Source organism: Streptomyces anulatus (genome assembly GCF_014650675.1).
Lineage (GTDB): Bacteria > Actinomycetota > Actinomycetes > Streptomycetales > Streptomycetaceae > Streptomyces > Streptomyces anulatus.
This window is the reverse complement of the sequence record NZ_BMVK01000002.1, coordinates 535,968-556,359: the sequence shown is the minus strand read 5'-3', so window position 1 is coordinate 556,359 and position 20,392 is coordinate 535,968. Positions and strand designations below refer to the sequence as shown.

The 20,392-nt window shown below is 72.9% G+C and carries 16 protein-coding genes; 12 read left to right on the top strand and 4 right to left on the bottom strand.

Annotation, left to right across the window (positions count from 1 at the left end; all coding sequences use genetic code 11):
• The first annotated feature begins 3 nt into the window (after positions 1–3).
• From IE272_RS07190 to IE272_RS07180, 3 genes are all read left to right on the top strand, one after another.
• Entirely contained in the window at positions 4–981 is a 978-nt protein-coding gene (locus IE272_RS07190) for an ABC transporter ATP-binding protein (protein ID WP_050360591.1), read from the top strand.
• On the top strand, positions 971–2,203 hold the full coding sequence (locus tag IE272_RS07185) for an ABC transporter ATP-binding protein (RefSeq protein ID WP_190006475.1): 1,233 nt from the start codon (positions 971–973) through the stop codon (positions 2,201–2,203). The genes IE272_RS07190 and IE272_RS07185 overlap by 11 nt, the downstream gene beginning before the upstream one ends.
• A gap of 203 nt (positions 2,204–2,406) precedes the next feature.
• On the top strand, positions 2,407–3,456 hold the full coding sequence (locus IE272_RS07180; protein ID WP_229897224.1) for a hypothetical protein: 1,050 nt from the start codon (positions 2,407–2,409) through the stop codon (positions 3,454–3,456).
• Between the two features lie 41 nt (positions 3,457–3,497).
• Here IE272_RS07180 and IE272_RS07175 read toward each other — a convergent pair whose 3' ends face one another.
• Positions 3,498–5,624, bottom strand: coding sequence for a S9 family peptidase (locus tag IE272_RS07175; RefSeq protein WP_050360588.1), 2,127 nt, complete (start codon positions 5,622–5,624; stop codon positions 3,498–3,500).
• Between the two features lie 176 nt (positions 5,625–5,800).
• Between IE272_RS07175 and IE272_RS07170 the strand changes: the two genes are divergently transcribed.
• The 5 genes from IE272_RS07170 (at position 5,801) to IE272_RS07150 (ending at position 11,491) form a co-directional block, all read left to right on the top strand.
• On the top strand, positions 5,801–5,995 hold the full coding sequence (locus IE272_RS07170; protein WP_010063247.1) for a hypothetical protein: 195 nt from the start codon (positions 5,801–5,803) through the stop codon (positions 5,993–5,995).
• Positions 5,996–6,077: 82 nt separating this feature from the next.
• A complete protein-coding gene (gene mshB / locus IE272_RS07165; RefSeq protein ID WP_190006474.1) occupies positions 6,078–6,998 on the top strand; it encodes an N-acetyl-1-D-myo-inositol-2-amino-2-deoxy-alpha-D-glucopyranoside deacetylase in 921 nt (306 codons plus the stop codon).
• Positions 6,995–7,468 (top strand): DUF6113 family protein, encoded by a 474-nt coding sequence (locus tag IE272_RS07160; protein WP_098892092.1) that lies wholly within the window; start codon positions 6,995–6,997, stop codon positions 7,466–7,468. Before mshB ends, IE272_RS07160 begins: the two co-directional genes overlap by 4 nt.
• Positions 7,469–7,643: 175 nt before the next feature.
• Entirely contained in the window at positions 7,644–9,818 is a 2,175-nt protein-coding gene (locus IE272_RS07155) for a hypothetical protein (RefSeq protein ID WP_190006473.1), read from the top strand.
• A 296-nt stretch (positions 9,819–10,114) separates the two neighbouring features.
• Positions 10,115–11,491, top strand: coding sequence for an alpha-amylase (locus IE272_RS07150; RefSeq protein WP_190006472.1), 1,377 nt, complete (start codon positions 10,115–10,117; stop codon positions 11,489–11,491).
• A gap of 124 nt (positions 11,492–11,615) precedes the next feature.
• Here IE272_RS07150 and IE272_RS07145 read toward each other — a convergent pair whose 3' ends face one another.
• Positions 11,616–13,391, bottom strand: coding sequence for a pectate lyase-like domain-containing protein (locus IE272_RS07145; protein ID WP_190006471.1), 1,776 nt, complete (start codon positions 13,389–13,391; stop codon positions 11,616–11,618).
• Between the two features lie 298 nt (positions 13,392–13,689).
• Here IE272_RS07145 and IE272_RS07140 point away from each other — a divergent pair, with 298 nt between their 5' ends.
• Complete coding sequence (locus IE272_RS07140) at positions 13,690–14,193, top strand: DUF4265 domain-containing protein (protein WP_050360583.1); 504 nt, start codon at positions 13,690–13,692, stop codon at positions 14,191–14,193.
• Between the two features lie 170 nt (positions 14,194–14,363).
• On the opposite strand, the gene IE272_RS07135 is transcribed toward IE272_RS07140, so the two are convergent.
• Both IE272_RS07135 and IE272_RS07130 read right to left on the bottom strand, forming a co-directional pair.
• Complete coding sequence (locus IE272_RS07135) at positions 14,364–14,948, bottom strand: sugar O-acetyltransferase (RefSeq protein WP_057665639.1); 585 nt, start codon at positions 14,946–14,948, stop codon at positions 14,364–14,366.
• The gene (locus tag IE272_RS07130; RefSeq protein ID WP_056700773.1) at positions 14,945–16,183 is read right to left on the bottom strand and encodes an MFS transporter; all 1,239 of its coding nucleotides are present in this window, start codon (positions 16,181–16,183) and stop codon (positions 14,945–14,947) included. Before IE272_RS07130 ends, IE272_RS07135 begins: the two co-directional genes overlap by 4 nt.
• Positions 16,184–16,307: 124 nt before the next feature.
• Between IE272_RS07130 and IE272_RS07125 the strand changes: the two genes are divergently transcribed.
• The 3 genes from IE272_RS07125 to IE272_RS07115 all read left to right on the top strand — a co-directional run bounded on the left by IE272_RS07125 (position 16,308) and on the right by IE272_RS07115 (position 20,339).
• Positions 16,308–17,285 (top strand): winged helix-turn-helix domain-containing protein, encoded by a 978-nt coding sequence (locus IE272_RS07125; RefSeq protein ID WP_050360580.1) that lies wholly within the window; start codon positions 16,308–16,310, stop codon positions 17,283–17,285.
• Positions 17,286–17,495: 210 nt separating this feature from the next.
• On the top strand, positions 17,496–20,162 hold the full coding sequence (gene lanKC / locus IE272_RS07120) for a class III lanthionine synthetase LanKC (protein ID WP_190006470.1): 2,667 nt from the start codon (positions 17,496–17,498) through the stop codon (positions 20,160–20,162).
• A 45-nt stretch (positions 20,163–20,207) separates the two neighbouring features.
• Positions 20,208–20,339 carry a SapB/AmfS family lanthipeptide gene (locus tag IE272_RS07115; protein WP_003966507.1) on the top strand — a complete coding sequence of 44 codons (132 nt, stop codon included), beginning with the start codon at positions 20,208–20,210 and terminating at the stop codon, positions 20,337–20,339.
• Positions 20,340–20,392: the final 53 nt, after the last annotated feature.

Below are 20,392 nucleotides of genomic sequence, written 5' to 3'. Positions count from 1 at the left end.
GCCATGTTGCTCGAAGTGCGCGATCTGCACGTGGAGTTCCACACCCGCGAAGGCGTCGCCAAGGCCGTCAACGGGGTCAACTACTCGGTGGCCGAGGGCGAGACGCTCGCCGTCCTCGGCGAGTCCGGCTCCGGCAAGTCCGTCACCGCCCAGGCGATCATGGGCATCCTGGACATGCCGCCCGGGAAGATCGCCGGCGGGGAGATCCTCTTCAAGGACCAGGACCTGCTGAAGCTCAAGCCGGAGGAGCGGCGGAAGATCCGCGGCCAGGAGATGGCCATGATCTTCCAGGACGCCCTGTCCTCGCTCAACCCGGTCCTCACCGTCGGCCAGCAGCTCGGCGAGATGTTCGTCGTGCACCGCGGCATGTCCCGCAAGGACGCGAAGGCCAAGTCGGTCGAGCTGATGGACCGGGTCCGCATCCCGGCCGCCAAGGAGCGGGTCGGCAACTACCCGCACCAGTTCTCCGGCGGAATGCGCCAGCGCATCATGATCGCCATGGCGATGGCCCTGGAACCGTCCCTGATCATCGCCGACGAGCCGACCACCGCCCTCGACGTCACCGTCCAGGCCCAGGTCATGGAACTCCTCGCCGAACTCCAGCGCGAGCTGAACATGGGCCTCATCCTGATCACCCACGACCTCGGCGTCGTCGCCGACGTCGCCGACAAGATCGCCGTCATGTACGCGGGCCGCATCGTCGAGACCGCCCCCGTGCACGACATCTACAAGGCCCCCGCCCACCCGTACACCAAGGGCCTCCTCCAGTCGATCCCGCGCCTGGACCAGAAGGGCCGGGAGCTCTACGCGATCAAGGGCCTGCCGCCCAACCTCACGCGCATTCCGCCCGGCTGCGCCTTCAACCCCCGCTGCCCGATGGCCCAGGACGTGTGCCGCAGCGATGTGCCGCCGCTCTACGAGGTGGACGAGCAGCGCCGGAGCGCCTGCCACTTCTGGAAGGAGACGCTCGATGCACGCTGACCGCGACGAGAGTGCGGGGACCGGCGGTGGCGCGGCCGGTTCCACCCTGCTGTCCAAGGCGCGGGAGGACGCCGTCACCCCGTACACGGAGGGCGACCCGATCCTTCAGGTCCGCGACCTCGCCAAGCACTACCCGCTGACCCAGGGCATCCTCCTCAAGCGGCAGATCGGCGCGGTCAGGGCCGTCGACGGCGTCGATTTCGACCTGTACGCGGGCGAGACGCTGGGCATCGTGGGGGAGTCGGGCTGCGGCAAGTCGACCGTCGCCAAGATGCTCGTCCACCTGGAACGCCCCACCGCCGGCGCGATCCGCTACAAGGGCGAGGACATCGCGAAGCTGTCCGGCCGGGCGCTGAAGGCCGTGCGCCGCAACATCCAGATGGTGTTCCAGGACCCGTACACCTCGCTGAACCCCCGCATGACGGTCGGCGACATCATTGGGGAGCCGTACGAGATCCACCCCGAGGTCGCCCCGAAGGGCAGCCGGCGGCAGAAGGTGCAGGACCTCCTGGACGTCGTCGGGCTCAACCCGGAGTACATCAACCGCTATCCGCACCAGTTCTCCGGCGGCCAGCGTCAGCGCATCGGCATCGCCCGCGGCCTCGCCCTCAACCCGGAGATCATCGTCGCCGACGAACCGGTCTCCGCGCTCGACGTGTCCGTCCAGGCCCAGGTCGTCAACCTGCTGGACCGGCTCCAGGCGGAGTTCAGCCTCAGCTTCGTCTTCATCGCGCACGACCTCTCCATCGTCCGGCACATCTCCGACCGGGTCGGCGTGATGTACCTCGGCCGGATCGTGGAGATCGGCTCCGACGCGGAGATCTACGACCACCCCACCCACCCGTACACCCAGGCGCTGCTCTCCGCCGTCCCCGTACCGGACCCGACGGCCCGCGCCCACCGGGAGCGGATCATCCTGCACGGCGACGTGCCCTCGCCCGCCAACATCCCCTCGGGCTGCCGCTTCCGCACCCGGTGCTGGAAGGCGCAGGAGCGGTGCGCGCTGGAGGTCCCGCTGCTGGCGGTCCCCGCGGAGTTCCGGCTCGTCGACACCCCGGCCCGGCACGACTCCGCGTGCCACTTCGCGGAGGAGAAGCGCGTGGTGCCGCCGGAGGGCGAGCTGGAGGTCCCGGGCCCGACGGAGCCGGCGCCCGAGAAGCCGGGGCGCACGGGGCCGGAGACCGAGGAGAAGCCGGGGACCACCGAGGGCGAAACGTCATGAATCAGCGTCAGATTCGTTAACAAGCAGGCAACTTCACCGTCGCCGCACCGATATACGAACGTTCCATGCTGGACAGCGTACGGCCGTGCGGGTGCCGTGGTCCGGCCGGAGCGTCGTCCTGGCGCTCCGGCCGGTCGCCCGCCGCCACGGCCCCACCCCCGAGGGCACTTGTTCATCCGTTCGGGGCAATGGAGTATCGCCGGGTGACACTTACACGGGGAGCAAGAATCACCGGCGCCGTTCTGTGCGCGGTGCTGGCACTGATGGCCGTCGCCTGGATCGTGCGGGACATACGGGCCGCCGACGGACCGGGGCCGGTCTGGGAGTACTGGTCGGGCACCGCGAGCCTCCGGGACATGGTGCGGCCCACCACCACCTCCACCAGCCTCGTCCTGCTGCTGGCCTATGCCGCCGCCGTTGTGGCGGCACTCCGCTCGGCCTCCGCCGCCTCGGTCCTGATCGTGACCGGCGTCGTGACCTTCGTCCTGCGACTGCCCGGCGTCTGGACCGTCGCCGACACCCCGGCCCCGGAGGAGCTCCGTGACCGGGCGCTGCTCACCACGTACGCCGCGCTGGTGGCCGGGCTCGCCCTGATCGTCGTGGGGGCGGCGGGCCGCCGCCCCGTGCCGCAGGGCGAGGAGCGCCCGGCGGGTCCGGGGCGGGGTGCGGGGGTGGCCGTCTTCCTGCTCCTCGGTCTTCAGGCGGTGATCTTCACTGCCTGGGAGATCCGGCAGCCGTTCGTCTTCCCGTCCGGGTTCTATCCCGAGTGGTTCATCGGCGGGGCGCCCCTGAGCACCCCGCTCATCGAGGGGCCGCCCGGCTGGGTCACCGTGGCCATCATCCTGATGTCCCTGGTGGCGGCCCTCGGCGCGGTCGGCGGGGCGGCCCTCGCGCGACCGCTCGGCCTGATCGCGGGCGGGTTCATTCTCGCCACCGGCGCGCTGGGCCTGGCGCGCATCATCCACTTCGAGCTGTACGAGCGGTTCACCGACCTCGACATCGAGGGGCAGCTCACCCTGGTGAGCCAGATCTGCTCGCTCCTCATCGGGCCCGTCGTGATCGTCCTGCTTGCCCGCAAGGGCGTCGCACGGACCCCCGCCGCAGGCCCCTGGGGCGGCGGCGGCCCGTGGGACGGCGGCGGGCCGTGGGGCGCCCAGCAGCCCGGCTACCCGCCTCCGCAGGCGGCGCCCGGCCAGCAGCCGCCGGCCCCCGGCTTCGGGCCCCCGCCCTCCTCCCCGCCGCCCCGCTGGTGAGCGGGTGACGGGGAGGACGGACCGGGGCTGCCGGGCGCCGCTCAGGCCCCGGTCATCCCCAGCGACCGCTTGAGGAAGTCCACCTGGAGCAGGAGCAGGTTCTCCGCGACCTGCTCCTGCGGCGTCATGTGGGTCACCCCGCTCAGCGGCAGCACCTCGTGCGGACGCCCGGCCGCCAGCAGTGCCGAGGACAGCCGCAGGGCGTGGGCGACCACCACGTTGTCGTCGGCCAGGCCGTGCACGATCATCATCGGCCGGACCTCGTCGGCGGGCTCGGAGAGACCGTCGTCGGTGAGCAGCGAGTTGTACGCGTACACCTCGGGCTGCGTCGCCGGGTCGCCGAGATAGCGCTCGGTGTAGTGGGTGTCGTACAGCCGCTGGTCCGTCACCGGCGCGCCCACGACCGCCGCGTGGAAGACGTCGGGCCGCCGCAGCACGGCGAGCCCCGCCAGGTAGCCGCCGTAGGACCAGCCGCGGATCGCCACCCGGGACAGGTCGAGCGGGAACCGCCCGGCGAGCCCGTGCAACGCCTCGACCTGGTCCTCCATGGTCAGCACGAGGTTGTCCCGCACCGCCTTCTCCCAGGCCGGCGAGCGGCCCGGCGCGCCCCGCCCGTCCGCCACGACCACCGCGAAGCCCTGGTCCGCGAACCACTGCGAGGTCAGATGCGCGTTGTGGGCGGCGACCACCCGGCGGCCGTGCGGACCGCCGTACGGATCCATCAGGACCGGAAGGGGACCATCCGCCTCCTGGTAGTCCGAGGGGAGCAGCACGGCGCACGGAATTCGGTGTGCGCCCCCCTCGGTGAGCGTCACGCGGGGGGAGAGCACCGGCTCCTGGGCGAAGGTCGGGATCCGGGTCAGCCGCTTGCCGTCCCGCACCACCCACGCGGCGGCTCCGGGCTCCTCGGGGACGGCCGAGACCACCACCGAGAGATCGCCCGAGCGGACCGCGGAGTGCACACCCACCCCTTCGGAAATCCGCTCGATTCCCAGCTCGTTCACCCGGTACACATGGATCTGCCCGATCTCCGGCTCGACCGCGTCCTCACCTGCCACCGCCGAGACCAGGATGTCGGACTCCCCGATGTCCAGCACCGACTGGACCTGCAGCTGCGACCCGGTGAGCAGCCGGTCCCCGACCGCCAGCACCCGCGCGCCGCCCTCGTCGACGATCCGCACCAGCCGCCCGTCCGGCGCCCACGCGGGCACCCCGGGGAAAAGATCCAGCCACACCGGGTCCTCGTCGACATGCACGATCCGGGTCGCACCGGTCTCGGTGTCCACCGCCAGATACTGCTGGCTGCGCTGGTCCCGGGCCTGCACCAGCAGCAGCGGAGCACCCGCGGAGGACCAGTGCACCTGGGCGAGGTACGGGAACGCGGCCCGGTCCCAGACCACTTCCCGGCGGGCGCCCTCCAGGTCCATGACGAAGAGCCGCACCTCGGCGTTGGGCGTGCCCGCCGCCGGGTAGGCGATCTCGGCGGGCTTGCGCTCGGGGTGCGCGGGATCCGCGATGTACCACCGCTGTACGGGGCTGTCGTCGGCCCGCGCGACCAGCAGCCTGTCCGACTCCGGCGACCACCAGAAACCCCGGTAGCGGTGCAGCTCCTCGGCCGCGATGAACTCGGCCAGACCGTAGGTGACATGGGAGTTCTCCGGCTCGGCCAGCGCCCGGTCGCCCTCGCCCCCCGCGCCCACGACCCGCAGCGCGCCCTTGGCCACGTACGCGACGTGGCGGCCGTCGGGGGACGGCCGGGGGTCGATCACCGGGCCCGGCACCGGCAGCGCCCGCGCGGTCCCGGCCCGCAGTTCGGCCACGTACACCTTTCCGGACAGGGCGAACGCGGCCAACTCCGCCGCCGCGTCGACCGCGTACGAGACGATGCCCGACGAACCTTCCCGGGTCCGTTCGCGCCGGGCCCGCTCCTGCGCCGACAGCTTCTCCGCCGAACCGCCCAGCAGGACTTCGGGATCGGCGGCGATGCGCTCCTCACCGGTCGCCGGGTCGAGCACCCAGAGCCGGGTGGTGCGGTCCGTTCCGGACATCGACCGGAGGAAGATCACACGCGTCTCATCCGGTGAGACGGTGAAGGCGCGAGGTGCGCCGAGAGTGAAGCGCTGGGTCCGTGCTTGCTGGCGGGGAAAGGACAGCTTCTGCGAGGTCATGACCCCGAACTTAGCCGCGAACTCGGCCGCGCCGCACGGTTCGTGCGCCCCTCGTGCTGCTGTGCCCCGACCAATGCGTTGGCACGGATAGTTATGATCCGTAGCGCTCGGTGGGTAGGAACCTGCTGGCTCCGCGTGTGCTCCTGTCCCGACCGTACTGATGGAGGTGAACCGCCGTGGCGCTCTCGATTTCGGCGGTAGTGCTGCTGGCGATCATCGTCTTCCTGCTGATCCGGAAATCCGGGTTGAAGGGAGGACACGCGGTGGTCTGCATGCTGCTCGGGTTCTACATCGCGAGCTCGTCCATCGCGCCGACCATCTCCGATCTGACGACCAACGTGGCGGGGATGATCAGCAGCATCAAGTTCTGACCCCGCACCCGGGAGCCCGAGGAGGCGCGGGGCACGGGGGCGCGGAGGCACGGGGGGCCTCCGGGCTCGTAGGGTGGTCCCCATGAAGGACCTCCCCGCCCGTCGTCTGCTGCTGGTGCACGCGCACCCCGACGACGAGTCGATCAACAACGGCGCCACCATGGCCAGGTATGCGGCCGAGGGCGCCCACGTCACCCTGGTCACGTGCACGCTCGGCGAGGAGGGCGAGGTCATCCCGCCCTCGCTCGCCCGCCTCACCGCCGACCGGGACGACGCGCTGGGACCCCATCGGGTCGGCGAGCTGGCCGCGGCGATGAAGGAACTCGGCGTCGCCGACCACCGCTTCCTCGGCGGCGCGGGCCGCTACCGGGACTCCGGAATGATGGGCGCCGAGCAGAACGGCCGCCCCGGCTCCTTCTGGTCCACCCCGGTGGACGAGGCCGCGGCCCACCTCGTCGAGGTGATCCGCGAGGTCCGCCCCCAGGTCCTGGTCACCTACGACCCGGACGGCGGCTACGGCCACCCCGACCACATCCAGGCCCACCGCGTCGCGATGCGCGCCGCCGACCTGGCCGCCGACCCGGCGTACGGCTCCGGCGCACCGCACGCCGTCGCGAAGATCTACTGGAACCGGGTGGAGCGGGCCGTGGCCGAGGCCGGCTTCGAGCGGCTGCGCACCACCGCCCCCGGCGCCTTCCCCGGCATCGCCGCCGTGGACGACGTCCCGGGCGTGACCGACGGGGAGCGGATCACCGCGGAGATCGACGGATCGGCGTACGCCGGGGCCAAGTCGGCGGCGATGCGCGCCCACGCCACGCAGATCGCGGTCGACGGCCCGTTCTTCGCCCTCTCCAACGACCTCGGCCAGCCCCTGCTGACGACCGAGTACTACCAACTGGTGCGCGGCGTACCGGGCGTGCCCGGGGGGACCCGCGAGAGCGACCTCTTCGCGGGCCTGCGGGCCACCGAGGACGGTACGGGCGCCGCGGGAGGCACGGCATGAGCGCGAACCCCGGAAAGGGCCGCGGCCGCGCGGGCTCGTCCCACGCGCCGCGGCGGAACGCGCCGCCCAGGGAGCCCGAGCCCACCGGTTTCGCGGCCCGGCCGAACGCGGCCCGGATCGCCGCCCACTCGGGCTTCGCCGTGCTCGGCGTCCTGGTCGCGATCGCCGGAACCCTCGTCCAAGCGGCGTGGTTCCCGGGCGGGTTGATCATCGCGCTGGCGGCCTCCGCGGGTCTCTTCTACGGCGGCCGGATTCTGACCGGCACCCAGATCGGCGCGCTCGCCCCGGCGGCCGGCTGGTTCATCACGGTGTTCCTCCTGCTGAGCGGGCGGCCGGAGGGCGACTACGTCTTCGGCGACGAACTCGGCCTGGTGCTGTTCATGCTCGGCGGGACGGCCGCCGCTGTGATGTGTGCCACCACGTCCAAAGTGCCGCAATCAGCCATCCGCAGCGGCCGGTCCGGTACGTGAAGTGCCAAGTACGGGTCCGCAGAGACCCCCACAGGTGTGATGCGCGGGTGGAGGTTTCACCCGGTCGCGGAGTGTCCGACGGCGGCGGCCAGTATGGTGGTGCGCGCGCCGAGCCGTCCCCTGGCCTGCGGCATGGGGGAAGTACGGGCGGCGGAGCCAATCGGGAGAACCTGCTTTGAGTCGTGAAACTGACAGTTCGTCCTCCGGCCCCCAGGGCCGCGGCGGAGCCGCGTACCCCTCGGGTACGCCGCCGTACGGATCCCGCCAGTATCCGTCGCTCCACCCGTCGCAGGACGGCTCTGACGAGAACCCGGAATCCGTGGCTCCGCCCCGGCCCGAGGAACCGAAGACCGAGACGACGCTGACGACGCGCATCCGGATCAACATCCCCGGGTCGCGTCCCATCCCGCCGGTCGTGATGCGTACGCCGATGGCGGAGAGCGACATCGCCGGCGGCCGCTCCGACGCGGAGCGGACCGGCGGCACCCCGCGCCCCGGCACACCGCCGCCCGCACCCGGAGCCGGACCTTCGGACCGCTCCGCGGGCCCGAACGGCGCGGCGCCCGCGGACCGGCCCCGGGACGGCGGCCCGGCCGCCGACCCGACGCCCGCGGACAAGCCGGGCCGGGAGAAGAGCGGCAGCGACTGGTTCGCCCCGCGCAAGACCCCGGCCACCGGGCCGGGAGCAGCCGCCCAGGGCACCGGTGCGCCCGGCGCCCCCGGCGGCGCTCCTTCCGGTCCCGGCGGCGCCCAGGGCCCCGGCACGGGCGGCCCGAGTGCGGGCGGCCCCGGTGGTCCCGGTGGCGGGTCCGACGGCGATGCGGGCCGCTCACGCCCCGACCTGCCGTACTTCTCGGACGCCCCGCAGTCCGGCGGCGGACCGGGCGCGCCCGGCCCCGGCCGCAGCGCGCTCGACGGCTACGGCACCGAGCCCCCGGGCGGAGGCCCCCGTTCCACCCCCGGCCTCGGGGTGCGCCCGCCCGGCCCGTCCGGTCCGTCCGGCCCCACCACGGGACCGGTCACCGGCAGTTCCTCGCTGACCCCGAACCTCGACGGCGTCCCGGGCCTCGACGGTGTTCCCGGCCTCGGTGGCCCCGGACCGATGGTCCCGGGCGTCCCCGGCGGCGTACCGCCCCGGATGTCCGACGACACCGCGATCCTCACGCCGCAGGCCCCGGCGCCCGAGCCCGGCCATGTCTCGGGCGACACGCTGACCAGCGGCATCCCCGTGGTGCCCAGCGAGCCCCGCGCCGCGTTCCCGGGCGGTCCGGGCATCCCCGGCGGCCCGGTGGCCGGCGGACCTCAGGGCGGCCCCGGCGGCCCGGGTGGACCCGGCGTTCCCACGCCCGGCCCCGCAGCCCCGCGCCCCGCGTCCCAGGCAGCCGCCCCCGCCCCCGCGAAGAAGGGCCGCTCCAAGCTGGTCCTCCTCGGGGTGGCCGCGGTCGTGCTGCTCGGCATCGCGTACGGGGCGGGTCTCCTGCTGAACCACTCCGAGGTCCCCAAGGGCACCACGGTGCTCGGCGTCGACATCGGCGGCGGCACGAAGGAGGAGGCGGTCACCAAGCTCGAAGCCGCCCTCGGGGAGCGGGCCAAGACGCCCCTCCAGCTGTCGGTGGACGGCAAGGAGGAGAAGCTCGACCCCGAGAAGGCCGGTCTCACCCTGGACAGCCAGGAGACCGTGCGCGGCGCGGCGGGCAGCGACTACAACCCCGTCTCGGTGATCGGTTCGCTGTTCGGCGGGGAGCGCCCCGCCGACCCGGTGATCCCGGTCGACGAGGAGAAGCTCGGCGTGGCGCTGACCGACCTGGCGGGCGTCTCCGGCTCGTCCAACGACGGCACGATCCGCTTCGAGCCGAACAAGGCCGTGGCGGTGCCGGGCAAGCCGGGCAAGACGCTGGACGCCGGCCAGTCCCTGATCTCGGTCCGGGACGCCTACCGCGCCCAGGTGCAGACCGGGCAGGCCCGGCTGGTCGAACTCCCCGTCACCACCAGCGAGCCCACCATCACCAAGACCGAACTGGACCGGGCGATGAAGGAGTTCGCCGAGCCCGCGATGTCCGGCCTGATCACCATCAAGGCCGGTCCCAAGGAGATCCAGTTCGGCCCGGCCCGGTCGCTGCCGCAGATCCTCTCCATGAAGCCCGTGGACGGCCGACTCGTCGACGTCTACGACAAGCAGGCGATCGACAAGCTCCTGGACGGCGTCTTCGACGGCATCATGGCGGTCAAGGGCGACGGCAAGAAGCACCAGGTCGGCGCGGACGACGTGGCCCAGGCGATGAAGACCGCCCTGGCCGGGAAGACCCCCGCCGAGCGCACGGTCACCATCGACCTGACCGGCCAGGGCTGACGCCCGACCGGACAGCAGCTCCACCCCTCCGCCCCCGCCCGGGAACGCATCCGGCCGGGGGCGGAGCCGTCGGCGGGCGGGTTCCGGGCCGGTTCCCCGCCGGTTCCGGGCGGGGCTTCTCCCCAACTTCCCCATCTCGTAAGAACTTTCAGAAACAACCTGGAAACCGTTGCAGACGTCTTGACGTGTCCATCCCCGAGCGGCAGGCTCCGAACTCCCCCCACGGCAGCCAGGCGCGTGGCTGCCCACGCCGGGCACGGGCGAACGCCCCGTACCCGCGACCGAAGGAGCCGCAATTGAGTTCCCGCGCCGCACGCGCAACCCTGGCGGGCCTGCTCGCCGCCGGTGGCCTCACGGTCCTCGCCCCCTGGCCCTCCCAGGCGACCCCACCGGGCGAGAAGGCCGTCACCGCCACCCTCTTCGAGTGGAAGTACGACGCGGTGGCCACCGCCTGCACCGACACCCTGGGCCCGGCCGGCTACGGCTACGTCGAGGTCTCGCCCGCCACCGAGCACATCCAGGGCGACCAGTGGTGGACCTCGTACCAGCCGGTCAGCTACCGGATCGCGGGCCGTCTCGGTGACCGGGACTCCTTCGCCGCGATGGTGGAGAGCTGCCACGCGGCCGGGGTCAAGGTCGTGGCGGACGCCGTGATCAACCACATGGCCGCCGGCTCCGGCACCGGGACGGGCGGCACGTCGTACACCAAGTACGACTACCCCGGCACGTTCCAGGACCAGGACTTCCACACCTGCCGCAAGGACATCGCGAACTACGGCGACCGCGGCGACGTCCAGAACTGCGAACTGGTCGGCCTCGCGGACCTGGACACCGGCAGCGACGCCGTACGCACGACGATCGCCGCCTACCTCTCCGACCTCCGCTCCCTGGGCGTCGACGGCTTCCGCATCGACGCCGCCAAGCACATGTCCGCCGACGACGTCGCCGCGATCAAGGGGAAGATGAGCGACCCGGGGTTCTGGGTCACCGAGGTCATCCACGGCGGGGGAGAGGCGGTCCAGCCGGAGGAGTACACCTCGATCGGGGACGTCGACGAGTTCCGTTACGGCGGCCACCTCAAGTCCGCCTTCCAGGGCGGCGGCCTGCCCGGCCTGAAGTCGATCGCCGACGGCAAACTGGCCGGCGCCTCCGCCCGTACGTTCGTCGACAACTGGGACACCGAGCGCAACGGCTCCACCCTCACCCACAAGGACGGCGCCGCCTACACCCTGGCCAACGTCTTCATGCTGGCCTCGCCCTACGGCTCCCCGAACGTCTTCTCCGGCTACACCTGGACCGACAAGGACGCCGGCCCGCCGAACGGCGGCGCGGCCGACTGCGGCTCCGGCGCGTGGACCTGCACGCACGCCCAGCAGGCGGTCACCGGCATGGTCGGCTTCCACAACGCCGTCGCGGGCGCGGAGCTGACCGACTGGTGGGACGACGGCTCCTCCGCCCTCGCCTTCGCCCGCGCGGGCAAGGGCTTTGTCGCCGTCAACAACGGCGACGCGGAGCTGAACCGCACCTTCACGACGACGCTGCCGGCGGGCACGTACTGCAATGTGGTCGCCGCGGCCCCCGACTCCTGCGACGGCAACGGGACCACGGTCGCGGACGACGGCACGGCGACGATCACGGTCCCGGCGCGCGGAGCGGTGGCGCTGCACACCTAGGGGGTGTCTGACAATTCCGCGCGGGCGGGCGGCGTCAGGCGCCCCCTAGGCCGTGGACAGCGGAGCGGGGCCCGGCGCTCAACAGCAGCCGGGCCCCGCTCCCGTACGACTCCCGCGTCGGGGACTACGGGAAGTTCACGACCTGGGAGGGGATCGTGTCCGGGCCGGACGTGGGGGATCCGACGTCGTTGATGACGTGCTCGTACTGGCCGTTGCCGCCGAGCGAGACGACGATCAGGCTGTGGAACTTCACGCCGGGCTTCACCGGCGCCTTGAAGCCGTGTTCCTGGATGATCGTCGGGTCGACGTTGTAGTAGCAGTAGCTGCCCATGCCCCAGCCCTCGTGCTGTTCGACCGAGTCGTCGACGCGGTAGGCGGCGTAGCCCTTCGTGTCGCCGTTCTGGATCGCGGCCTGGTTCGGGGCGTCGTACGCCTTCTCGTTCTGGAAGAAGATCGTGCGGCCGCGCTCGCCGTACCACTCCACGTCGTACTTGTTGAAGTGCTCGACGAACAGGCCGGTGGCCAGGACGTCGTCGCCGTTGACGCGGACGCCGTAGTCGGCCCGGTTGGTCTCCCAGCCCCAGCCCTCGCCGTGGTCGGCCCGCCACACCCAGGTGTGGTCGATGATCGTGTCGTCGCTGTTGACGACGATGCTCGTGGTCGCCTTGCCGGGACCCGCGCCGCCGATCCGCACGAACACGTCCTGCAGCGAGGTCGGGTTCGCCGAGTGGTCCGCCGAGGCGTTCTCCGGGCCGACCTCGATCAGGGTCTCCGAGTTCACCGGACCCGCGTCGACCAGGAGACCCGCGAGCTTCACACCGGACACGTCACCGACCTTGATCGCGGTCACCCCGTTGTCCGGGATGATCGTGGCCAGGCCGAGGCCGAGGGCCACGGTGTCCGCGCGGTCGATGTTGATCGTCTGGTCGATGTGGTAGACGCCGGGCGTGAACAGCAGGTGCAGGCCCTGCTCCACCGCCGCGTTGATGGTGGCGGCGTCCGCCCCCTCCTTCACGACGTAGAACTGGTCCAGCGGAATCGACTCGCCCGCCGGCGTCCCGTTGCCCCAGGAGATGCCGCGCGCGTTCTCGCGCTTCTCCGGGACGAAGACCTTGTAGTCGTCGCCGTCGAGGTAGAGGAACGGCTTCTCGCGCGAGATGGGCGTGGTGTCCAGGGTGGTGTACGGCGGCTCCGGGAAGCTGTTGGCCGGGGCGCCCTCGACACCCGAGAACGTCATGTTCCAGACGCCGTTGCCCCAGCCGCCCACCGAGCTGTCGCGGGTGTACCACTGCTGCTGGGAGTACGGTCCCACGGTGCCGTCGATCTTGCTGTCGGCGATGTAGCCGCCGCTGGCCCAGCCGTAGCCGTCGGGGGCCAGGTTCAGCCCGCCCTTGACGTGCATCCGGCGGAACGGGGCCGCCTGGGAGACCGCCCAGCGGTTGGTTCCGGAGACCGGGTTGAGGGTCAGGTTCTCCGCCGAACGCCAGAAGTTCTGCGTGGCGTTGCCGTCGAACCAGCCCGCGTCCACGGTCACATCACCGTTGAACGTGGTGTCGTTCGGGTTCAGCCCGAGACCCGCGATCTGCGTGTAGAAGCCGATCTGCGCGTTGATGTCGTCGTACGTGCCCGGCTTGAACATCAGCGCGTAGCGGTCGGTGCCGAACTGCGCGGACTCCTGCTTCTTGAAGATCTCGTCGACCTTGCCCTGGATGTCGGGCGTGGACGGGTCGAAGACATGGACGTTGGGACCGAGGTCACCGCCGCCCGGCACCGCCTGGACCTCCTCGCCGAAGGCGGTCTGCGCGGTGGGTACGGACATGAGCATCGCCACGGCGAGCGCGGCGAATCCGAGGGCCCGGGTGCGGCGGCGGGCGCGTGGTGCGGTGGGGGGAGCATGCATGAGGTACGTCTCCTGGGTCGTGGTACGTGTGCACGACGAACGGACGGGAGAGCTTTGGGGGGAGGCTGCGGGAGAGCGCTCTCTCGTAACGGTGATGTTTCCCCCGTGGACCTGTACGCGTCAAGAGGTGTGCATCAGGAGCCTCAGGAGATGCCACTGAATCCAACAACTGGCGTCAAGTGTTGGGGAATTGGCGGTTGCTGCGCGGTGGGGGCGGCCTCTGGCTTCAGAAGCTGACGTCGTGCCTGGTCGTGGGGGTGGACAGGCGGGCGCGCCGGGCGCGGGGGACCATGGGGCCATGAGTTCCCCCGCCGGTCCGGAACGCCCGCCCCGCGAAGCCGATCAGATCAAGGTCTGGTTCCGCTTCGTCCCGCGCGAGGGCTGGCTGCCCTACGACACCGAGGGGTTGTGGGCGACGCGCCTCGGCCCGGACACGGCGCGGGTGGACAACGTGCCCTTCCTCCAGGACGGGGTCGCCGAGGGCGAGACCGTACGGTTCCGCACGGACGACGAAGGGGTCCACTGGGCCGTCGGCCGCGTGGCCGACTCGGGCAACTGCACCGTACGGGTGCTGCCGTTGCCGGACGGACCGCTCGGGCGCGACGCCCGGGCCGTGCACGAGCGGCTCGCCGTCTTCGGGCTCACGGGCGAGGTCTTCAGCGCGGAGTTCCCGCTGGTCGCCCTGACCGTGCCGGGCGGCGCGGACCTGCGCGGGGTCAAGGCGCTGCTCGCCCGCGGCCGGGACGAGGGCTGGTGGCACTTCGAGGTCTCGTGCGTCACCGACGCCTGGCGGGCCGCGTAGCGCGCGGGGCGCCGCGCGGGGCGGCCCGCGCCGAACCGGGGTGCCGCGCCGGCGGGCTGCCCGGCATCCGAGGTGCTGCGGCCGGCGGGCCGCCCGCACCCGAGGCGCTATGGCCCGGCGGGCAGCGGGAAACCGGGGTGCCGCGCCGGCGGGCCGCGGACCCCGGGGTGTCACGCCTGCGTCTCGCCGATCTTCCGGATCACCCGGGCCGGATTGCCGACCGCCACCACGTTCGCCGGCAGGTCCTTCGTGACGACCGCCCCCGCCCCGACCACCGTGTTCTCGCCGATGGTCACCCCGGGGCAGACGATCACCCCGCCGCCCAGCCAGACGTTGTCGCCGATGGTGATCGGCTGCGCGGCCTCCCACTTGGCGCGGCGCGGCTCGGGGTCGATCGGGTGGGTCGGGGTGAGCAGCTGGACGTTCGGGCCCATCTGGACGTCCGCGCCGATGGTGATGCGGGCGACGTCCAGGAGGACCGCGCCGAAGTTGATGAACGTCCGGGGGCCGATGGTCGTCTGGTAGCCGTAGTCGACCCGCAGCGGCGGCCGCACCTCCACGCCCTCGCCCAGCTCGCCGAGGAGTTCGGCCAGGGCGGCGCGCCGGGCCTCGGGGTCGGCGGCCGAAGTGGCGTTGAAACGCTCGCTGAGCACGGCCGCGTGCTGCGCCTCCGCCGCCAGTTCGGGGTCGTCGGCGATGTAGAGCTCGCCGGAGAGCATGGCTTCCTTCTGGCTGGGCCTGGCGTTGTCGCTCATGTGGTCTCTTCCGTGCGGGGTGTACGGGACGCTCGTGGTGATCCGTCCGCTACCGGCAGTCTGCCCCCGACGTCCCCGGACCGGTCACGCAGTCCCGGGGCCAGCGCCAGTGTCACCGCCACCGAGAGTCCCGCGACCGCCGCCATGCCCGTGGCCGGGGAGGTCAGCTGGGCGATACCGCCCGCCACGGCCGCCCCCACCCCCTGCATCGCGAGCATCCCCGAGGAGCTGAGCCCGAGCGCCTGGCCGCTCAGCTCCTGCGGGGTGAGGGCCATCAGCCGTTCCTGGAGCAGCAGACTCGCGGCGAAGCCCACGCTCGCCAGGACGACCGCCGCCAGCGCGAGGGGCAGCCCCGGGCGCAGTGCGAAGAGCAGATAGGGCGCGGCGAGCAGCAGCCGGAGCGGAGCCCCGAGCCGCGCCCGCCACCGTGCGGTGACGAACCGCCCGACCAGCGTGTCCCCGGCCAGCATGCCCAGGGCCCCGCCGGCGAAGAGGAGCCCGGCGTGCCCGGGCGCGTACGCGACGTACAGGGACTCGGCCCCGACGACGAGCCCGTTGGGCACCCACAGCGCCAGGAACACGTACCGGCGCGGCGTGGACGACCAGAGCAGCGCGTTCGTCCGCCGGGTCTCGCGGACCGACGGGCGGCCGGTGGCCCGGGGCGGCCGGGCGGTCAGCCCGAACCGGGTCACGGCCGCCGCGACGACGTACAGCCCCGCCCCGATCAGCAGCGTGCCGCGCGCCGAGAACACCGTCACCAGCAGCCCGCCCACCGCGAACCCGCAGATCTGCATGGCGCCGCCCGTCATGTTCAGCACGGAGCGACCGATCAGGAATCCCTCGCGCGGAACGATCTCGTTGAGCAGCCCGTACCGGACGCCCCCGCCGGGCGACGAGGCCGCGCCCCACACCAGCAGGACGGCGAACGCGGCCCACAGCGGCAGTCCGGGAGCGGCCTGGACGCAGGCGGCCCCGGCGGAGAGCAGCGCCAGGCCGGTCAGCGCGGCGCGCGGCGGCAGCCGGTCCGCCGCCGACAGCAGGGTGAGCGCCCCGGCCACCTGGGCCAGTGACGGGCCGAACATCGCCAGCGCCGACAGCAGGGGTGAGCCCGTCCGCGTGTACACGAGGGTGCCCAGTGCCAGGCCGGTCGCGGTCTGGGCGGCCGTCTGCACGGAGACGGCGGCGAAGAAGGGGGTGAACTCCGGGGTCCGGAACAGTTCGCGGTAGGTGCGCATGGGGTGGAGTCTCCGGACGCCGTCGCCGGGACCGTTACTGTTTCGCGCGGACGCGAAAGCCCCGGGGCAGGCAGGCAGGACAGGCAGAGACAGGCACGGCCGGAGAACAGGGGGGTGGGGGCGCGTGGGCTGGTGGCAGGTCGGTGCGGACACGCTCGCGAACAGCCGGTTCGTCGTCTCGCCGCTCGCGGAGGCCGTCGCGAGCCTGCTGGTCCTGGAGCGGACCGCCGCCGCGCACCCGGGTGAGCGCGCCTGGCTGGAGACCCACCTGCCCGCGTACCGGCGGTGGAAGGCCGACGACCCGGTCTCCGCGCTGGTGATCGGCGCCGCCCTCGCGCCCCGGTGGATCGCCGACTTCCTCGTCCCCGTGCCGGACCCCGCCCCGCCCGGCCAGGCCCCGCCCTCCTTCGCCGACGAGCTGACGCCCGTCCGGGCCACCCCGCCCGACCGGGCCCGCGCCGACCTGGCCGAGGCGGTGCGCGGGCCGTTGCCCGCCGCGCTGGACCGGGACGACCTGGCCCGGCGTGCCGCCGACGCCCTGGAGTGGGTCTGGACGCACACCGTGCTGCCCGACTGGCCGAGGCGGCGGCGGATCCTGGAGGCCGATGTCGTCGCCAGGTCCGCCCAGTTGGGGCGCGGTGGCTGGGCCGACGCGCTGAACGGCATGCGCCCCGGCATCCGTTGGCTGGGCGACAGCCGGCTCCAGATCAACCCCCACGACAACCCGCCCCGCGAGCTGGACGGCGCCCAGCTGCTGTTCGTCCCCGTGACCCCGTACCAGTCCTGGGTCTGCTGGGACATCCCGCACCGGTACGGGCTGGTGTACCCGTGCTCCGGCGCGCTCGCCGAGGCCGGGCGCATCCCCGTGCCCGCCGCCCTGGGGGCGCTGATCGGCCCGGCACGGGCGGCCGTCCTGCTGCTGCTCGCCTCCCCGCTGAGCACGACGCAGCTCGTCGCGCTGACCGGCCAGGGGCTGGGCTCGGTGGGCCGCCATCTGCGGATCCTCCTGGATGCCGGCCTGGTCCGCCGCCGGCGCGCGGGCCGCTCCGTGCTCTATTTCCGTACGGAGGCGGGGGACGTCCTGGTGCACGGCGCGGGCTGAGGCAGGCGTGAGAGCGCCCCGCGCACGCCCCCGCACGCCCCCGGCCCGCACCCGTCCAGGGCTGGGCGACAAGCGGATACCCATCAGTACGCGGTGCGCTCCGCATGGTTGGCGCGCATGTACGAGTCGTGACAACAGTGACTATGGGCGCCACGCGTCGTTGTGACAATTTCTCTCTCGCCACGAAAGAACCGAGCGAGGGGACCGTGCGTGAATCCGGAGTACGCCGCGTACTGCCAGGCGGACCGCCGCTTCTACGACGCACCCCACCGTTCCCCCGGACCGGGCGGAGCCGCCGACGAGGAGCGCTCGTTCTACGCGCCGCTCCGTGGCGCCGTACCCGACGGCTGGACCCGCTCCCGGCGCGGCGACTGGCTCGCGTACAGCCCCGACGGGCTGCGGCTGCCGCCCCAGGGCTGGAAGATCCACGTCTCGGCCGCACTCGACAACGCGGCCTCCGTGCTGGAACGGGTCGTCGCCCACTGTCTGGAACACCGGCTGGCCTTCAAGTGCGTGCCGAACGCCGGGCTGTTGGCCCTGCGCAACGCCAAGTACGCGGACCGGGCGGGCAGCGGGAAGTTCATCACCGTCTACCCGCCGTCCGACGAGGCGTTCCCCGAGGTGTGCACCGCCCTGACCCACCTGCTGGAGGGCGAGCACGGCCCGTACATCCTGAGCGACCTGCGGTGCGGGAACGGGCCCGTGCACACCCGGTACGGTGCGTTCGCCGCCCGCTTCTGCTCCGGCCCGGACGGGCGGCCCGTGCCCGCCGTCGCCGATCCGCAGGGCCGGCTCGTCCCGGACGACCGGGGCCCGTCCTTCCGCGTCCCCTCCTGGGTGACCCCGCCCGGCTTCCTGATGCCGCACCTCGAAGCCCGTGCCGCCGTGGGCCTGGCCGACCTCCCGTACACCGTGGAGAAGGCGCTGCACTTCTCCAACGGCGGCGGGGTCTACCTCGGCCGCGACACCCGCACCGGCGAGCAGGTCGTCCTCAAGGAGGCGCGGCCGTACGCCGGTCTGGCCGCCGACGGGGCGGACGCCGTGGCCCGGCTGGAGCGCGAACGGGCCGCCCTGGAGCAACTGGCCGGACTGGACTGCGTACCGGCCGTCCGGGACGTCTTCGAGGTCGGCGACCACCACTTCCTGGTCCTCCAGTACATCCCCGGCACCACCCTCAACACCGTCTTCGCCCGCCGCTTCCCGCTCGCCCGGCAGCACCCGTCACCCGAACTGCTCGCCGAACACGCGGCCTGGGCGGCGGAGTTGTACGGGCAGGTCGAGCGCGCCGTCGAGGCGGTGCACGACCGGGGCATCGTCATCAGCGACCTGCACATGAGCAATGTGATGGTCGACGAGGAGAACGCGCGCATCGTCCTGCTCGACTTCGAGGCGGCCTCCCCGGCCGCCGAACGCCGCCGCCAGATCGTCGCCAACCCGGCCTTCGTCGCCCCGCCCGACCGGCGCGGCGCCGACATCGACCGCTACGCGCTCGCCTGCCTGCGGCTCGCCCTGTACCTGCCGCTCACCACGCTGTTCGGCATCGACCGCACCAAGGCCGCCGGCCTCGCCCGGGACATCGCCCGCGTCTTCCCGGTCACCGAGGAGACGCTGTGGCCCGCGGTCGCGGAGATCCTGCGCGCCACGGGGGAGCCCGCCCGCCGGGCCGCTCCCGCCTCCCTCCAAGCTCCCCCTCCCGCTTCCGTTCCCGCTCCCGCTCCCGTGCCCGACCCCGGCGACTGGCCGCGCAGCCGCGACGCGCTGGTCCGGGCCATCACCGCCTCCCGCACACCGGAGCGCGAGGACCGCTGCTTCCCGGGGGACATCGCCCAGTTCGCCACGGCCACCGGCGGCCAGTCCTTCGCGTACGGGGCGGCCGGAGTGCTCTACGCCCTCCACGAGACGGGCGCCCCGCCGTGCGAGGAGGCCGAGGAGTGGCTCCTGCGGCACGCCAAGGACCCGGCGTCCGGCAGCCCCCTCGGCTTCTACGACGGGCTCACCGGCATCGCCTGGACCCTGCACCGGATCGGCCGCACCGCCGAGGCCGCCGACCTCCTCCGGATCATCCTCGACCAGCCCTTGCAGGGCCTCGCGCCCGGCCTCCACAACGGGTACGCGGGCATCGGCCTCGCCCTCGACGACCTCGCCCGCACCGCCTCCGCCACCGACGCCCCGGCGCTGTCCGCAGCGGCCGACCGCTGTACCGCCCTCGCCGTCCGCGCGCTCGTCGACGGCCCGCCGTCGCCCCGCACCGGACTGCTGCACGGTGCGAGCGGCATCGCCCTGCTGCTGGTGCGCCGGTACGCGACCACCGGCGACGCCGCCCTGCTCGACCTGGCGGCCACCGCCCTGCGCCGCGACCTGGAACGCTGCCGGGCCGGGGACGACGGCGAACTCCTCGTCGTCGAGGGCAAGCGGCTGATGCCGTACCTCGGTTCGGGCAGCGCCGGCATCGCGGCCGTCATCGACGCCTACCTGGCCCACCGCCCGGACCCCGCGCTCGAAGCGGCGGGCCGCGCCCTCCTGCCGGCCGCGCTCTCCGCCTTCTACGTCCAGCCCGGACTGCTCCGGGGCTCGGCCGGACTCCTCATGCACCTCGCCGCCACTCCGCTGTGCGACGAGGCCGACCGGCAGCGCGCCATCGCCCGCCACACCGACCTGCTGGGCAGTCACGCCCTGGCGTACGGAGACGGACTCGCCTTCCCCGGCGAGCAGTTGATGCGCCTGTCGATGGACCTGGCCACCGGGACCGCCGGCGCTCTCCTCGCCCTGGGCGCCGCGCTCGGCGGCTCCACCGGACTTCCCTTCCTGCCCGCCGCTCCGGCGGTGGGCCCCGGCCGCGCGAGCGGCCCCACGGACCGGCCCCGCCAGGGGTCGTAGCAACACACCGTTCAGCACCACCAACGTCCCCGAAAGGACATCATCATGGCGCTTCTCGACCTTCAGGCGATGGACACCCCGGCCGAGGACTCCTTCGGCGAGCTCGCCACGGGCAGCCAGGTCTCGCTGCTGGTCTGTGAGTACAGCTCCCTCAGCGTGGTCCTCTGCACCCCGTGACCCGCACCGGCCGGCCCATCGGTGATCCTCACCGATGGGCCGGCCGGCCACGT

Coding starts and splice junctions, on each gene's coding strand:
- IE272_RS07145 (WP_190006471.1), bottom strand. CDS start 13,391: ATGCATGCTCCCCCCACCGCACCACGCGCCCGCCGCCGCACCCGGGCC.
- IE272_RS07135 (WP_057665639.1), bottom strand. CDS start 14,948: ATGAGCGACAACGCCAGGCCCAGCCAGAAGGAAGCCATGCTCTCCGGC.
- IE272_RS07115 (WP_003966507.1), top strand. CDS start 20,208: ATGGCGCTTCTCGACCTTCAGGCGATGGACACCCCGGCCGAGGACTCC.
- IE272_RS07185 (WP_190006475.1), top strand. CDS start 971: ATGCACGCTGACCGCGACGAGAGTGCGGGGACCGGCGGTGGCGCGGCC.
- IE272_RS07160 (WP_098892092.1), top strand. CDS start 6,995: ATGAGCGCGAACCCCGGAAAGGGCCGCGGCCGCGCGGGCTCGTCCCAC.
- IE272_RS07130 (WP_056700773.1), bottom strand. CDS start 16,183: ATGCGCACCTACCGCGAACTGTTCCGGACCCCGGAGTTCACCCCCTTC.
- IE272_RS07175 (WP_050360588.1), bottom strand. CDS start 5,624: ATGACCTCGCAGAAGCTGTCCTTTCCCCGCCAGCAAGCACGGACCCAG.
- mshB (WP_190006474.1), top strand. CDS start 6,078: ATGAAGGACCTCCCCGCCCGTCGTCTGCTGCTGGTGCACGCGCACCCC.
- IE272_RS07140 (WP_050360583.1), top strand. CDS start 13,690: ATGAGTTCCCCCGCCGGTCCGGAACGCCCGCCCCGCGAAGCCGATCAG.
- IE272_RS07190 (WP_050360591.1), top strand. CDS start 4: ATGTTGCTCGAAGTGCGCGATCTGCACGTGGAGTTCCACACCCGCGAA.